The sequence below is a fragment of the Pseudoduganella violaceinigra DSM 15887 genome, from assembly GCF_000425385.1.
Lineage (GTDB): Bacteria > Pseudomonadota > Gammaproteobacteria > Burkholderiales > Burkholderiaceae_D > Rugamonas > Rugamonas violaceinigra.
Genome location: NZ_KE384358.1, coordinates 263,738 through 278,181 on the forward strand (window position 1 = coordinate 263,738; position 14,444 = coordinate 278,181).

Sequence of the window (14,444 nt, forward strand, 5' to 3'; positions counted from 1 at the left end):
CTCGAGCTTACAGTTCATAGCGCACCATCAGCGCCTCGTGATGGCCGACGTTTGCATTTGCTTCCGTCGCCAGGCCAATCCAGCACAGGGCATGCTCAAAGCCGGCGGTCAGTTCGCGCAGGGCCTCATCGATGGCCGCTGCCGCCGTCCCAACAGGCGTCGCCAGGAAGAAGAATATTCCGGGATGCTCCTGCTCCGTTTCCGAGTCGACGACGGTGTAGCTGTCCTCACTGCCCACCGACCATTTCCAGCCGCGCGCTTCGAACGCGTTCGTCATGGCCGCAAAAGCCTCGTCCCGGGGTTTGGCGCCATCCACCAGATAGCTCACGCCGAAGGGGCTTTCCTCCAACGTCGTAACGACCCTGAACAAATGCACGAAGCCCTTCGCTTCCTCTGCATCTTCCGGCGCTTTTTCCAATGGCGTGGGATCGAAAACTAGTAGGCTATCCAGGCGCTGCCGGAAACGTGTTCCCGACAACGAGGCGATACGCGCGGTTGCTGGCCCCGTCCTGCGGGCATAGCGTTGCAGCGTCTCGCCGTTTTCCACGAACTGCAGGCGCACCCAACCCCAATCCTCTTCGATCGGCCCCTCGCCCGGCATCAACTTCATGCCCAAGGCGTGAGCCAGGACCCGCACCAGCCCCCAGCGGCGCACGGCAGTCGCCGCGACCAGGGCATCCCAATGGGCGCTGCCAGGTTCGCTCTCATTCCCGACCATTACCTCGAGCAGGTCAAGCGCCTTCTCGTAATCGCCGGCGCGCATTGCGGCGTCGGCCCACATGGCACGCGGAGGACCGGCATCCGGCACCAGCTTCAGTACGCGTTCGACATGCACGCCAACCTCGGCCCAACGTTCATTGACAAAGGCGAACCGCGCCAGGCACCAGTGCGCCCGGCTCGGATCAACCTCGCGCAGGATGTCAACCAGCGCATGGAGTCCAGCTTCGTCGCGCGCTTCCACCAGGCGCGATTGCAGTTCCGCGCAGACTTCGTCGGAACTGCGGTTGGCGCGCATGAATGTCCAGAGGAAGTTCATGGCCGCGTCGGGACTGCCGCAGGCGCGCATCGCACGCGATGCCATTGCCGCCATATCGGCGTCGGCCGGCCGGCTGGCCAGGCCCGCCAGGAGCATTTCAACCGCCAGCTCCGCGTTGTCGTCAGCGCTGTCGATAATGTAGGCGGCCAATTGCTCCGGCGGCACAGGCAGCGCGCGCGCACGCGGCATGGCCGCGACCAGCGCTTCCAGTTTGGCGAAAGCGTCCGGCGCCCCCAAGGGTTGTTTCAATTTCGCGAGGTGCGGACGGGCCAGTTTCAAGGCCTGCAAAGCGGTCCAGCGTGCTCCGCGAGCGGCAGCCATGCGGACATGCGGCTCCAGGGCTTGCAGCACCAGGCGGTGAGCGCCATTGGCACTGTAGCGGCTCAGGGCTGCCGCGGTGCGGCGACCCAGGCGGTAATCGTTACGGGAAGGATCTGCCTGCTGCAGGATCTCAAGGCCGAGGGAGAGATCGAGATTCTCACCGAATTCTTCGCCCTTCTCTTCCGGTGGAAGCGACGACCATGCCTCCTCAATGCGGCCAAGCTGGGCCAGCAGTCGGAAACGCAAGCTGGCGCGGGCATAGTTCTTCGCGGGGTTATCGCTGCTGAAGTTCTTGGCGTTGATGTAGTCGATGTTGGCCAATGCGGCCTCGAACTCCCCTGCCGCCAGCTGCGCGCGCGCCACCGGCATGAGCCAGTCCACCGACTGGTCAGCCCGGCTCTCCTGCAGGAAAGGCAGCTGCTGGTCGGCAAACGCAAGGGCCTCCTTCGGCTGCGAAGCGTCGACCAAGGCATTCAGCTTCTCGGCACTGATGCAGCGGAAGCAGCTCCAGCTGCTATCAATGCGGGACAGCGTCTCATTGCAGACGGCGAGGCGGTCGCCCGCATATCCGGGGCCATCCACGTTCGCATAGCAGCAGGCGATGTCCTGCGTGGTGCAAACGCTTTGCGGGCAGCTGCTGGTTTCCGGGCGATGCGCCAGGTCGAACAGTTCGACCGTTTCCTTCAGGGCCGACTCGCCTTCCTTCCAGGTGCAGACGCGCGGATTGATGATCCAGTGGCGGAAATACACCTCCAGCCACGGAAGCCCCGCCGCCTTGGCCGCCGCCAGGGCCTCAGGCAAAGCGGCCGTGGCCAGTTCCATGCGGCCCTTGCTTGCATTGGTCGGCAGGTCGTAAACCAGGTCCGCCAAGCGGTCATTGCCTTCCTTCCGCAGCTGACTTGCTGTGTCGTGGACCCACTTCCAGATATCCATGTAATTCCTTTTCAGTTTGCTGTTGCGGGGCGCTGCACCAGCACTTCCACCAGTGTGCCGATATCGCGCAGCGCACCGGTCAAGCCTTGCGCCGCGGGGAGCTTGCTGGAGTCGCCTGCCAGCATAACGATCTTCATCGAGCGCAACAGCGTCATCGCATGACGGATCCCGTCCGTTTCCCCCTGCCCGCGATACGCATTCAACAGGCAGGCGATCGCGGGGTTATCCAGGTTGACATAGAGCCGCGCTTTGACGTCGGCGTTGATCTTGCTCGTGAACTGGCGCACCAGCAGCAGCGCCGATTGCGCAATGCGCTGGTCCGACTCGTCCGATTCCAGCCTTTCCTTCAGTTCCGCGTCGCGGTCGGGCACCACCACCAGCGGCAGATGCGCGGGCATGAAGCGGGCCGGCACCAGCAACTCGCCGTCGCACAGGCGCTGCTTGAGCCACTCCGCCTGCTCCGCCGGCAGCTCGGCTTCGGAAAATAGCTGGCGGTTGCCTTTCTCGGTGCCGATCTCGATCAACTTCCCGCCGCGCAGTTGCGTCCAGCGGCGCAGGAAGCTATGCACGGCATAGCGATTCCCCTTCACGACCGGGATCTGCATGGCGCGGCAAACCATGTCTTCAAAGCCACCGCTGTCGCCCAGGCTGACATGAATCGGACCATGGCCCTGCAGTTCGGACAGCTGCAAGTCGCCGCGCGAAGTTGGGATGCGCACGGCGTCGATCAGCAGCGCGAACAGCTCGTCGCTGCACAAAGCCGCCGCCATCAGCGCTTCGTTGTGGCGGCTCAGGATCCGGCGCCAGACGGCCGGCTGGCTGGCGGCGATATCGGCCAGCCCCTTGACGAGAGAATCGAGCAGGTCCGCCTGCGCTCGCCCGTAGTGGGCGTCGCGCTGCAGGTCTTCGCGGCTGGCTGTAGGGGTCAGTTCCTGCGATTCGATCACACCGCCAATGAAGCCGGCCCAGCGTGGCAGCAAGTCGCGCGCATCATCGTCGAGCAGCATGCCGCGCACAAAAACGTGCAGGTTGCGGTTGTCGCTGCTGCTATAGGTGCCGCCGTCCTGGACCCAGAGCATGCCGCGTACATCGCTGTCGCTCGACTTGACCGGTATGGTGCAAATCGGCTCGAACTGCTGCTCAAAACGGGTGGCGAAGGCCAGGTTGCGCTTGCGCTGCTGCACCGGGTGTTCAACGACGTTGCCCTCCACCGGCCGCCAAGGCGGAGCGATTTCATTGATGCGGACCTCGCCGCAATACACTGGTTCCGGCAGCAAGGCGCAGTAGTGGCCTAGCAGGCGCTCGATGGTCTTGGCGCTGGCCAGGTAGCGGAATTCCTCCCGCAGTTTCAACTCAACACAAGTGCCGACCACGCCGTCATTTGCTACCGCTTCAACCGTATAGGATTCGCCATTTTGCGACTGGTAGCGCCAGGTCTTGCCCGGGTCCTGGTAGGAGGTGGTGGTCACCGTCACCTGCTCAGCCACCACGAAGGCGGACAGGAACCCAAGTCCGAACATGCCGATCAAGGCGTCGCTTTGCGCACGCAAAATGCGTGTGTAGCCGGCGCCGATGGTGGCAAGGAAAGCGTGAATTTCCTGCTCGGACAGGCCGGAGCCATTGTCCGTAATACGCAGCACACCTATCTCCCTGCCGCTATCGAGCCTCAGACACCCGGCCTCGCGCCAATCAGCGCATTCGATGCGTCGCCGCGTGATCGAGTCGTGTGCGTTCTGGATCAGTTCCCGAATCGCGACCAGCGGGGTTGAATAAAGATGTTTGCCAAGGACGGACAAAAGGCCGCCCAGATCTACGTTTGTTGCGTGTCGTTCTTTGAACATGTTTGCTGAAGGAGGATGTGATCCCGCCTGCGCGATTTCGCCCGCGCACGCGGCTTGGTTCTGCTATTCGTCAGATCTCAAATGCGTCGTCGTCTTCAAGTCCCCGGATAAACGTCTCGAAGTCCTTTGCAACAACGGTGATCTTGTAGTCCCATTCCTGGTCAATATGAACCACTTGCGGTTCGCCCTCCGGGCCGCACTCCCGATAGTCGAGACAGAGCATGTCGTGCCCGGCCGAGGGGCAATCGGCAAAATAAATGCCAATCGCCGGATAGCCCCATTCCTCTTGCCAGAAATCGCTATTCATTTCGCCGCATAAGGAATACCTCTTATCCGAGCCAATGGAATAGATGCCGGAAATGGCGACATGGTCATGCGCCCACGTGGTGCTTTCGCTGGTTCGGTGATTAGAGCGCGTCGGGATGCCGCCGTTCTGCACGCGCGACAAGGCGATATATGCTTTCGGCAGCTTATAGCCGAGCTCCCTCTCGATGCGCGCAACCTCTGCGTCGGTGGGAGAGACGCCAATATATTCGCGTCGCGCGTAATCGGAATCCACCCAAAAGCCCCGAGATCAACGCCAGCAAATGGTTCTTCCATCATGCCTCCGCCAGCGCCGTTTCGAGACGCTTCAGATTGGCGATGTAATCACCGGCATACTCCCAGCCGGGTTGCAGGCCGGCCCACACTATCTGGCGCTTAAGAGCGCGTTCAGCGTACGGTTTGGCGGATGCGTCGATCGTGCCTTCGTCCGCAAGCTGGCCGAAGACCGTGGCGATCACGGAAACGTCCGTGGTGTAAATGTAGTGTTGATCGTCGAATTCGGGATCGTCGATCTGCTGTCGCACGGTGGCTTCATTGAAGATCGCATCGCTGTATTCAGCCGCACCAATCTCCGCGACCGATTCGATGGTCCATATCAGGCAGGCTTCTAGCGGCGTAGCAGGATTCGCCTTACGCCAGTCACGATATTCGGCCAGTGCCATATCGCCCTCGTCGGAGCCGAATGGAGCCAGGTCGTCGCCGCAGTCCCAAAAGAAGTCATCGGGAATTATTTCAAGGGCGCGCGGATGACCATGCTCTTTATCGATGCCGTAAATCTCTTCGTCGTCCATTCTTCCTCCTCGTGATGGCGGGCCCGCAACCGCGCCGGGCAAAGCTTCGGCATATTAACTTGCAGACAGCAAGGATAATCTCACCAAAAGTAACACGTCCGGTCGACCATTAACGATCTCCGGCACTTCACTGATTTGGTTTATCCGACGTATCCGTAACTTGAACCTGCACATTGATCCGCACATTGGGAGCCGTCAGCAGGGCTGCCGCAACGGCAAGCAGCATCAGGACAATGAACAGCAATCCGATCGGGATAAGCCAATGGAGCATATTGTCCTGCATCGGCGAAATGAAGACCGTCATCCCATGGCAGTTATAGGAAATGACGTGCCCCGTCGCTGGCACAGGCGTGCGCGGGTTCGAACAGATTGTCGTCAATAGATAGGCCCATGCTGCTGTTACGGCCAGCACGCCGGCGACAAATAGCGCCAGAAGAATCTTTGCGATCAAATGGAGCCGAATCCCGCGCTTTCGGAAAGTGAAGTGCGACAAATTGAAGAGAAGTATGGCTTCACGGTACCGTTGGAATATCGATGGTTCATTACTTCTATAGGCAATGGCGGTGCAGGTCCCTTCTACGGCATCTTCCCCCTGGGCGAGCATGACGATGGTTATGACCTCAATTCCTGGGAGTGCGGCGGCTTGATAGGAGACCTTGGCCAGCCGTTCCCGCATACTGAGGCCTGGAACCTTCCTGCTGCTTTCTGGTCGGAACAGCCCTCCCCTGGCGACAAAATGTCAGATGAGGAATGGGAGCAGCAGTACGAGGCATGGAACGACAAGCTCGAAGAAAAGTACTGGGGCCCGGCCATCATGCAAGGAGCTATACCTATTTGCCACGAAGGTTGTGCGCTACGCGACTGGCTTGTGGTTTCAGGCCCACTGGACGGGACCATGTGGCGAGATATGCGGGCTGACAATGGGGGGTGGCGCCACTGAAAAAATCCGACGGATCGCCCATGTCTTTCATCGACTGGTATAGTGATTGGCTCGACGACCAGTTGCAGTGGGCTCGTTCTTGCGGCTGACCGATTGCGCGCAACCGGTGAGATTCTCCGTGCCGGAGTGGTTTCCGGAAACGCAATCGATATGAACATCGTGTGCAAAAAGCTCGACAAGGAAGGCACCCCCATTATTGTCCATTACATCACCATCGGTAACGACAGCACCGATGCCTTTTATCTGGTTTCCATCGAAGCTCCGGAAAGCAGTTGGGAGGAACGGCTGGCGGGCGGGTTCAGGCACCGCATCTTCCGGAATGGTCGCGCATGCAGACTTCATACCCACCAGGCAATGCGCTCATGTTCAATTCATAGCAAATATGCAGACCACTCGACCAAAGCTTCAATTCTTGCTCGCATAGGCCTCGAGCAACAGGTCCGCATATTCACAAGGAAGCTCAGTAAGCAGCGGCTCAATCGCTGAATACTTGCTCTCCCTGTCGTGGGAGAAGCAATGCCCAGAGTCGATGGCAGATAGCACAAGCAAACAACAAATAACAAACTCTCGTTCATGGCCAAGCTTGATGGAGTTGGCGCCTAACTCCACCACTTCAAGTGGAAACCAGAACTCATTGGCCTCAAATTGTCCATTGCGCTCAAAGATCAGTTCATTTAGCGCGGCATAGTGCTTCGCTTCGTCTTGGAGGCCATCAAAACTTGAGATGAACGCTAATTCAGCAGGGGTAACCGTGAGTAAGAAGGGATGCATAGATATTCTGGCTAAGGCCATCGACGCCCATTTAGAGCGCCCAGTTTACGGTGAAAAATCGAAAAATCTGAAAGCCAAACATGAGAGAAAACCGCCCCGACCAAATCCCGTATCGAAGGGTTCATGCAATCTGGTTACGCGCAAAATTCATGGGCCACCGTCTTGAATTGACTATGCCGACGGACTACATGGCCGGGCTTTCGCGCTTTGCGAGAAGCCTCAATTCGTATCCCCGGATCGCCGTCCGCATTCACCTCGTACACCGCCAGATCGGACTTCCTCACTGCAAACCAACCCACAAGGTTACTTCCCACAAAATCCTTCGGTACCGTTGGCGACCAGTATTTGAGATTTACGATGAAGTAGGCATTGTCAGAGAACTCATTGACCGATTCGCAATGGTACTGGCCGGACGTTTGGTGCGCGAGATTGAGAACCGTCGCAACGGCAATCACAGAATCGCATGCACGACGTTCCGCCGCGTCCTGGTCCGCAGCGCCAGCAAAAGTCGCCATACCAAATTGGACGACAAGAAGAGTGACGAATAAACGTGTCAGATGCCCGGCAACCGAAGTGGCAATGGCCGAACGCATAGCTGGGAGATTTGCGGCTTCGCGCATGATGCGATCTCTATCGTCTAAATTAATGAACCAACGTCGCAGCGGGATCAGGACCAAGGTGCTAAATAGTGGTCCCCGTCGCCCAATTCCTGCGGCCCATTTTCCTGCATTTCCGTTCTTATCCTGCAGGCCCAAAATTATCTTCAGGCGTGACAAGCTTCTCTGCTCCACGACCTGAAAAAATCAACGCCAGATTGATGAATTCCTCACCTGAAATCGGGATGGAGCAATCAACTGCGGCGATCAAACCGCCTTCATTCGGCACAATGAACTACACAGCCACGTCTATCCCGGAGGAAATGAGACCGCATACCCAAAGCGTTCAGCAAAGCCAGCAAAGTCGCCGTTCACAAGCATGGCCCACGCATTCCTGCCAAGTCCGGTAAGCGTCGCCTCATCGATTTGCGCTAATATAAGCTTCACTCAAGGGCCCTGAATCGACGGGATCGATGCTATGCCCGCTGCTTTCGCGTGCAAAGACCGGTCACAGAGATTCCTGCGGAAGTTCAAAATCTACGAGGCCAAGATCCGCCAGCGGGATGCCATGCTGCTCAGCCTTTCTTTTCAGAAGATGGAACACAACGTTGTAAGCACGCCGTCTCGATTCGGCCTCCACGGCGTTCATATGCGACCATGCACGAAAGTTGTCACGCGCTTCCTTCTTTAGCTCGCGTGCAAATTCGATAAGGCATTGTTCGTGGGTGAATATGCGGCGGGTAGTCATTACGGTTCAAATGGCTGGAAGTTGATTGTCTGTTCGGGCATTGTGCTCTTATTTCCCCTAACAGAAATTCCGAATCGTCAAAGGCGGTATTCACGAATCGCTCGCCCTACCGAATCACCGGACAAGGGCTGGCCAACATGAATTCCCGCTTTCGATGCGCCAGTACCGAGAGCCAGTTCATAGAATATGCGGTACTCGACCTGCGTCACTCCGCCTTCAATTTGTTCCATTGGGTGGATAAGTACTTGCGGCGGCAAAAATCCGCGTCGAAGTGACTTTATTGCTGCCTTAAGTTGGTACTCGGCCATCGTGAAGTCGGCAATGAGCATGCGTGGCGAAGCAAATTCGGTATTTCTTTCAACAACCAATGACTGATCAGAATCGACGTTTTTCACGACGAATCGATCGGAGAAGAGCTGGACGTAAATGGAGTCAGCGGAGAACATAATTATTGAATTGATCTATCAGAGCTTACAGAAGCTCAAAGTGAGCCACCAGCGTATGCAACGCTGAACGCAGTTCAGGCGGTTGCAAGTGAGGCGGTGACTTATTCATGAGCCCACACCTGCTCGGGCTAAAGCGTCACTGCGCCTGCCGCCGCACAACCTCACCAGCTCTTGGCTCTGGCGTTCCCAAGCCAGATGTAACGGAATGCCTGAGCGCTTCAAAGGCAATGCTCGTGGATTTATCGTAACCACGTGGATCGGACGAGAGATGTGGCCAGGCAAAACGTAAGGCGACAACGACATCAGCACATGGCTTCTTTGCGTCGATGATCGAATAAGTGGTTCCTTCCTGCTTAGCCTCTTGCGTATAAATCGTCCACCCCTCAAGCGTACTGACAACAGGAGGTTTCGGGCTATACGCCTTTCCTACCGAGGAAACCGCCGCTCGTCCGCGTTCCGTTTCGACATGAAACAGGGTGAGGGCCACATTGGTCGAATGCGGAGTCCCTTCATCGGCTGGATTTGGCACCTGGAAGGCCGCCACCGAGACTGGCGGTTTGGTGTTCATGTTGAGAACAATCCACTCATCGGGAACTGCAAAGCGGACATACCCCTTTGCTGTCACAAGGGTAAACTCTACTGCCGATGCAGGGAAACAAGCAATGAAAAGAAGTACAGTAAACAGTGATTTAAACATCGATTTCGTCGGCCCAGCATAATTTCATTTTGTCACCCCATAGTCGGCGACTTGATCGCACCATTGGCGAAGTGGCTGCGGAATGGCGATAAACAGCACTGTTCATCCGGTTGTGCGTCCGATCGGTGCTCCGTCGCCTCTTCCGCAAAACGCTTTCCGTCAGGTTTGGCGAAGCTTGGCGCGGCAAAGTCACTGTAGAAATCCAGGCAGCGCTCATCCCTTCCACCGCACAGGATAACATTCTTGCCCGTTTGCAAAATGCGCGAATTCTCACAGAACAGTAAGGTTTCCGCTACACGAACAATCGCGGTTCATCAGCCGCCCGGCGATCACGATCTCCGACAGCCTCAAGGCAGCTCCGTCCGGACCGCGATAGAACAAGGTATATCGGCCCGGTCTGACCTTGCCCAGAATCGCGGCAGGGCATTGCGAGGAGCGATTCCTACGCGCAAACCCCGTCGCGATGGTCAGATAGATCGAGTTTTCCGCGACTGTGGATCGCACGGACTGACATATTTCCGCCGAGTTGAGGATGGTCGGCTTTGTCGTGATCGACTGCAGCCCACTGACATCCGCACGGATCGGAAGAACTACGCCATCCTGCGTCAATACCGGTGCGCCGGCTGCCAAGCCACCAACGGATTGAATAAACGCCCAGTCCCGGTCCTCCGCGATAGCACTGCGTGGTGCCAGGACTGCCACCGCCAGCATGACGAAGAATCTGTACATAAGAACTAAGCTTGCGCTGCTGGTTTATCGTTACCGTCGATGGGCGCCGTCGGGTCATTGGGCGGATAGCGCACAAAAGAAATGATCAAGGCCTCGGAAACTGCAATAAAAAGCTCGTTATCGTAGGACTCGGAGTCATCGAAAAATCCGGCGGCAATGCGCCTCCGAGCCTCGGGTATTGTGATCACCCAGGCGATTTCCTGCCTGATGAACGTGGCCAGCACATAGTTCGAAATCTGCCCGACCGGAATGGACCAATTCTCTCGACATCGAGCAATGAGGCCCGACTCAAAGTCCGGCTGAAGCCATGGACCGGCAATATCGGCGACGCAGCGGTATTCCATTCAGTGTATTCAGCGAACGTACCGCTTCAATAAGTTGACTGTGTCAGTGACCACGCAATATAACCGACAAATAGGACGATGGGGGCGAGGAATGCAACCGCGCTCTCCATGAAATACCGTTTCCCTCTCGTCGAACCTACACCTTTTTGGAGCAGGCTCCCCGCCGATATCGCTCGCGAGATAAGGCATCCGAAGTAGACAATTGAGCGGGCGACCATCGTCAGCAAATAAGGAAGTTGTGGCATTGCGCCAGAATGTCGAATCGGATTCAAGCCTCAGCATGCCAGTCAGCGCCGCAATGCAGGCATTGCCTGGCCCCTCGCGACTTAAGCGGACGGCCACAAACGGGACACGGCGTGGGCGGTTCCACTGTCACCGCACGGATCAAGCTGATTGCAGGTTTCATCGACGCGAGCAGCATTTTCGGATCGAGGTTCCATCCGAGCGCCAGGCAGTATTCACGCAGCATATCTGGCGTAAAACGATCTTGAATACGATGCTTCTTGTACTGTGACAGGATTTCGAAGGGAAGCGGCTATCCCCTCTCATAGAACTCCCATCTTGTATCGCCGCGAAAGGCCCGGATAAACCGCCTATCGCAACCGCCTTCGCTCAGTTGCATCTCGCAGATAGGCCATTCATCGGCGACGGGCGATACCCGAACCTCCAAGACACGGTGTTTGAAACGGCGCGCAAGATTGTGCACGATGCTCACATTGGCAATCAATGTCGTGCCATCGGGCTTACCGAGCGGGGACCAGAAATAGCCGTATGAACCCTCGGTCCGATTGGCATAAGGCCGCATATCCTGCACTTCAAATGGAACTTGCGATTTCACGGATGCCGTCAACCACTGCTGTGCGTCGGCGACGACAGCATCGAGCGGCGCATCGATCAACGCGAGTCCCAAGAAATCATGCGGGAATGGACTTGACTCCATCATGCCTGGCTCGCTGTCTGGCCAAGAGCCAACAAAACAAGGAGGGCCGACGGGACCAAAATGGCGGTGGCAAGGTCAAGCCAGACTGGCGTAAGTCCAATGAACATCCTGTATCCGATTCCCCAAAAGGCGATGGCCACGCAGACAGCGGCGGTGACCTTTCGCGCGAAAACAGCAACATGGATCAGCGGTCGCATCAAGAAACGTACTCCTTGTAAAGCTCTATCCAGTCGGATGCAGATCAGCCGACTACCTTCCCTCCCGAAGCCTGAACGGACTTGAGCACAAATTCCTGCATTTCTGGCGAGACGGTGGCAAGTGGCAAAGTCATAAACTGCGCCTTCGCAAACGGGTAGAAGCAGCGCTTGACTGTTTCTCTCAATGGGTGCGTCATCGGGGTGACGGGTGCGGTGATGATCTCAAGACAATGCGCGCTACTGAACTGATTTCACGCGCCCGGAAGGATAGCATCCGAGCCCATGAAAAATACGCGAATTCTCACACTCTACCAGACGCGAGCCAGTATTGAGCGAGGGAGAGTGAACGACCAGTGTCAGTTCGTGGCGCATAGTCCGCGAGGTATGCAAATGTTTAAATGTACGCGCGCACCACCACTACCACGGCCTGGCTGATTGTAAACGCCGCCAGCGCTAAGAAGCATTGCAACACCGGACCCGGCGGAATCTTTTGGAACGGCCGGGCAGGCAAGCCTACCAGGCTCATCGCAATATCGAGAGCAGGATTGACGGGCCGATCGTCTTTTTTACCCAACCGCGCGAGGATGCCGAAAAGGAGAGTTGCCGCAATCGCAGCAAGAAATGTTGGCATGACCCAGGAAACGGGGAGTAAATAGACGCTCCCAGCCCCTGCCGTGATCGCGCACACGATCCAGATTTCTGGTCGTTTCAAATTCAAGGTATCAACCACGATGCATCTCCGCGACAAGGTCAATGGCCAACGCGCCTAATGAAAATTTTACGCCAGGCAGACATCTCTGAGGCGTGTGAAAGGATTTGTACAAAGTAATACTCAGTAGTAATTTCGGGTCGATTGTGATTCGACCTCGCACACTTTGGCATATCCAGCTGACCTATCGCCAAAAAAGAAAAAATCCGGTTCAGTCGCGGCGGATCGCTTACTCAATCTTGAGGGCCGGAACATCGACTCGCGAAGCTTTTCCAACAGGAACAAGCACTGGCAGAGAGTGTTTGTTCCGTGCATGGGCGGCCAGAGAGGCTTGGCTAAGTACTGCATCGCACTTGTCCCCCGCGGACAGCGACTCACCGGAGTAAGGTTCGAACCAGATCTGTATCTCGTATCTCCCGTTGCGATCAGTCGCAGCCATAGCAGGGCCTGCCGGCGCGGACTGCTGGATCCAGGATACTCCGACCAAAGCATTGGACACGGCGCTGCCTTTTGAATCAAGAACAACACCAGTGAAAGCTATTCGCTGCATTACGCATTTTGCAGAGGTCAATGGAGCAACGGTAATTAAAAATAGAAACGCAAGTAGTGTTTGCATAGGGGCTGATGTTGAGTTGACCGGCATCACAGAATGACCGAGCTTTGAAATTGACGGTACCAGAGAAGAAAAGCGTGTTCTTAAGCTCGCTAGCTCGTAAGGCTCACGCCAAACAGCATGACAAGGAGCGGGCTGAACGTGTCAGGCGAATGAAGTGTTGCGTTGCCCGCTTAGGTGCCACGAGGCTCCGTACAGCACCGCCAAGCCAGTTAGTACGAAAGCATCAGACTTCCTTGGTTCCCTCTTTTGATACCGGGGGCGCATCGCGGCAAAGCCTTAAGAACCTGAACATCTTAGGCCACTCCGCCCTCGGCTTGAAAACGATGGCGACTTCCTGGTTGCCAAGCGCAGACTCTATGAGGACTACGTGGCCCGAAACAAGCTTGGCGTTCTCAAGCTCCTTTTGCTTGGCTTTACAGACCGCCTTGAAGAAAGGGCCGGAACGCCACTCTTTCACTTCCGGGGAAACTTGAAACTTCAGATAGCCGGCGAGCGATGCGTGCGCAACTGCCACCATGGCGAAGCCGAGCGGAATGTCATCTCGGACAAGGATTTACATCTTCATCAATTAAGTATTTATCAGCGCTAATCAAAGCGACGTGCCGGTTGATGGGTTGGCAGGAACGAATTACCAAAGTCGAAAAAGCTTTCCAACCGCTACAATGGCGAATGCGACTCCCAGGCCAATGCAAATTTTCCGATTCGCAAGGAAGGAAGGCATCTTGCTCCTTGTAGCCAGCGGCCAGCTTGAACTCGCAGCAGCGAGATAGAAAAAAACGCCCGAGAAAAGCGCCCAATACAGAATGTCGTACCAAGATCCAAATGCTTGGCTTCCCAGGGTTTGTCCCATTCATTGTCCTTTGTGATTCATGGCCCGAAGATGGCTAACCGTATAGCGAACGCCAAATTAACGTTCTGCCAAATTTTATCACGGCGAAAAATCACAGCTGGACGAATCTCCTGCCCGGGGCTGTAAAGCGCATTGAGGGTGGGATGCCAACTCCATTGGCGCGGGGCGCGAGTAGTGCGTTTCGCACCTTGAGCGACGATACGAAGCCGCTTCAGCGCAGTAGTTCAGCCACCTGCTCGCCAAATTCCGTTCCGTGCAGATGTGAGGCCAGTTGAATCGTGCGTGTAGCGCATTCCCTGGGCGCCGACGCCCCACGCTGCTGCAGGCAACGATTGTGGTGCAGCGCTGCGAACGTTTCCGCTTGCCCGTTCGAGCTGTGCGCCCAGCACAGGCCAACAATCAGCGCCATGCAAACTGCGAATTGTGCTCTGAGCGGCAAGGCCCAGTTGTAGCGGATAAAAAACATCGGGGCTCCCAAAAGCATTCCGCACCTATCCTACCCAGCCAATATTTCAGTTTGATGACCAGGCCACCAGCCAGGTCCGGCCCTGACAAGCCTCCGACGCCGTGCTCCTCGCATTGAGTTAGAACGTTCGTGCGCATTTTGATCCAGGT

18 protein-coding genes are annotated in these 14,444 nt (G+C 56.6%); 1 reads left to right on the forward strand and 17 read right to left on the reverse strand.

Annotated features, from left to right (window positions below; translation table 11 throughout):
* Positions 1-7 precede the first annotated feature (7 nt).
* From H597_RS0123735 to H597_RS35110, 5 genes are all read right to left on the reverse strand, one after another.
* Complete coding sequence (locus H597_RS0123735) at positions 8-2,290, reverse strand: ATP-binding protein (RefSeq protein WP_028104299.1); 2,283 nt, start codon at positions 2,288-2,290, stop codon at positions 8-10.
* An 11-nt stretch (positions 2,291-2,301) separates the two neighbouring features.
* Positions 2,302-4,131 carry an ATP-binding protein gene (locus tag H597_RS0123740; protein ID WP_028104300.1) on the reverse strand — a complete coding sequence of 610 codons (1,830 nt, stop codon included), beginning with the start codon at positions 4,129-4,131 and terminating at the stop codon, positions 2,302-2,304.
* 70 nt (positions 4,132-4,201) lie between these two features.
* Positions 4,202-4,690 (reverse strand): SMI1/KNR4 family protein, encoded by a 489-nt coding sequence (locus H597_RS32270; protein WP_051294059.1) that lies wholly within the window; start codon positions 4,688-4,690, stop codon positions 4,202-4,204.
* Between the two features lie 40 nt (positions 4,691-4,730).
* The gene (locus H597_RS32275; protein ID WP_035375060.1) at positions 4,731-5,246 is read right to left on the reverse strand and encodes a hypothetical protein; all 516 of its coding nucleotides are present in this window, start codon (positions 5,244-5,246) and stop codon (positions 4,731-4,733) included.
* Between the two features lie 127 nt (positions 5,247-5,373).
* Positions 5,374-5,697: a hypothetical protein gene (locus tag H597_RS35110; RefSeq protein WP_154668245.1), complete on the reverse strand. Its 324-nt coding sequence runs from the start codon at positions 5,695-5,697 to the stop codon at positions 5,374-5,376.
* Here H597_RS35110 and H597_RS35115 point away from each other — a divergent pair, their 5' ends adjacent.
* Positions 5,698-6,186, forward strand: coding sequence for an SMI1/KNR4 family protein (locus H597_RS35115; protein ID WP_154668246.1), 489 nt, complete (start codon positions 5,698-5,700; stop codon positions 6,184-6,186).
* Positions 6,187-6,213: 27 nt separating this feature from the next.
* On the opposite strand, the gene H597_RS35120 is transcribed toward H597_RS35115, so the two are convergent.
* The 12 genes from H597_RS35120 to H597_RS0123820 form a co-directional block, all read right to left on the reverse strand.
* On the reverse strand, positions 6,214-6,534 hold the full coding sequence (locus tag H597_RS35120) for a hypothetical protein (protein WP_154668247.1): 321 nt from the start codon (positions 6,532-6,534) through the stop codon (positions 6,214-6,216).
* 57 nt (positions 6,535-6,591) lie between these two features.
* On the reverse strand, positions 6,592-6,957 hold the full coding sequence (locus tag H597_RS32280; protein ID WP_051294060.1) for a hypothetical protein: 366 nt from the start codon (positions 6,955-6,957) through the stop codon (positions 6,592-6,594).
* A gap of 134 nt (positions 6,958-7,091) precedes the next feature.
* Positions 7,092-7,733, reverse strand: coding sequence for a hypothetical protein (locus H597_RS35125; protein WP_154668248.1), 642 nt, complete (start codon positions 7,731-7,733; stop codon positions 7,092-7,094).
* Between the two features lie 328 nt (positions 7,734-8,061).
* On the reverse strand, positions 8,062-8,301 hold the full coding sequence (locus H597_RS0123775) for a hypothetical protein (RefSeq protein ID WP_028104304.1): 240 nt from the start codon (positions 8,299-8,301) through the stop codon (positions 8,062-8,064).
* A gap of 77 nt (positions 8,302-8,378) precedes the next feature.
* On the reverse strand, positions 8,379-8,696 hold the full coding sequence (locus tag H597_RS32285; protein WP_229632236.1) for a hypothetical protein: 318 nt from the start codon (positions 8,694-8,696) through the stop codon (positions 8,379-8,381).
* Positions 8,697-8,883: 187 nt separating this feature from the next.
* Entirely contained in the window at positions 8,884-9,444 is a 561-nt protein-coding gene (locus tag H597_RS35130; protein ID WP_154668249.1) for a hypothetical protein, read from the reverse strand.
* A gap of 270 nt (positions 9,445-9,714) precedes the next feature.
* Positions 9,715-10,173 (reverse strand): hypothetical protein, encoded by a 459-nt coding sequence (locus H597_RS0123785; RefSeq protein ID WP_028104305.1) that lies wholly within the window; start codon positions 10,171-10,173, stop codon positions 9,715-9,717.
* Between the two features lie 5 nt (positions 10,174-10,178).
* Positions 10,179-10,517: a hypothetical protein gene (locus H597_RS0123790; RefSeq protein WP_028104306.1), complete on the reverse strand. Its 339-nt coding sequence runs from the start codon at positions 10,515-10,517 to the stop codon at positions 10,179-10,181.
* 535 nt (positions 10,518-11,052) lie between these two features.
* Entirely contained in the window at positions 11,053-11,460 is a 408-nt protein-coding gene (locus H597_RS0123795; protein WP_154668250.1) for a hypothetical protein, read from the reverse strand.
* Positions 11,461-12,048: 588 nt separating this feature from the next.
* Entirely contained in the window at positions 12,049-12,384 is a 336-nt protein-coding gene (locus tag H597_RS0123810) for a hypothetical protein (RefSeq protein WP_154668251.1), read from the reverse strand.
* A gap of 818 nt (positions 12,385-13,202) precedes the next feature.
* On the reverse strand, positions 13,203-13,496 hold the full coding sequence (locus H597_RS32290) for a hypothetical protein (protein ID WP_211232080.1): 294 nt from the start codon (positions 13,494-13,496) through the stop codon (positions 13,203-13,205).
* Positions 13,497-14,040: 544 nt separating this feature from the next.
* Positions 14,041-14,295 carry a hypothetical protein gene (locus H597_RS0123820; RefSeq protein WP_154668252.1) on the reverse strand — a complete coding sequence of 85 codons (255 nt, stop codon included), beginning with the start codon at positions 14,293-14,295 and terminating at the stop codon, positions 14,041-14,043.
* Positions 14,296-14,444 lie beyond the last annotated feature (149 nt).

Coding starts and splice junctions, on each gene's coding strand:
- H597_RS0123820 (WP_154668252.1), bottom strand. CDS start 14,295: ATGTTTTTTATCCGCTACAACTGGGCCTTGCCGCTCAGAGCACAATTC.
- H597_RS0123740 (WP_028104300.1), bottom strand. CDS start 4,131: ATGTTCAAAGAACGACACGCAACAAACGTAGATCTGGGCGGCCTTTTG.
- H597_RS35130 (WP_154668249.1), bottom strand. CDS start 9,444: ATGTTTAAATCACTGTTTACTGTACTTCTTTTCATTGCTTGTTTCCCT.
- H597_RS32275 (WP_035375060.1), bottom strand. CDS start 5,246: ATGGACGACGAAGAGATTTACGGCATCGATAAAGAGCATGGTCATCCG.
- H597_RS35115 (WP_154668246.1), top strand. CDS start 5,698: ATGGAGCCGAATCCCGCGCTTTCGGAAAGTGAAGTGCGACAAATTGAA.
- H597_RS0123785 (WP_028104305.1), bottom strand. CDS start 10,173: ATGTACAGATTCTTCGTCATGCTGGCGGTGGCAGTCCTGGCACCACGC.
- H597_RS0123795 (WP_154668250.1), bottom strand. CDS start 11,460: ATGATGGAGTCAAGTCCATTCCCGCATGATTTCTTGGGACTCGCGTTG.
- H597_RS0123790 (WP_028104306.1), bottom strand. CDS start 10,517: ATGGAATACCGCTGCGTCGCCGATATTGCCGGTCCATGGCTTCAGCCG.
- H597_RS32290 (WP_211232080.1), bottom strand. CDS start 13,496: ATGGTGGCAGTTGCGCACGCATCGCTCGCCGGCTATCTGAAGTTTCAA.
- H597_RS0123775 (WP_028104304.1), bottom strand. CDS start 8,301: ATGACTACCCGCCGCATATTCACCCACGAACAATGCCTTATCGAATTT.
- H597_RS0123735 (WP_028104299.1), bottom strand. CDS start 2,290: ATGGATATCTGGAAGTGGGTCCACGACACAGCAAGTCAGCTGCGGAAG.
- H597_RS32280 (WP_051294060.1), bottom strand. CDS start 6,957: ATGCATCCCTTCTTACTCACGGTTACCCCTGCTGAATTAGCGTTCATC.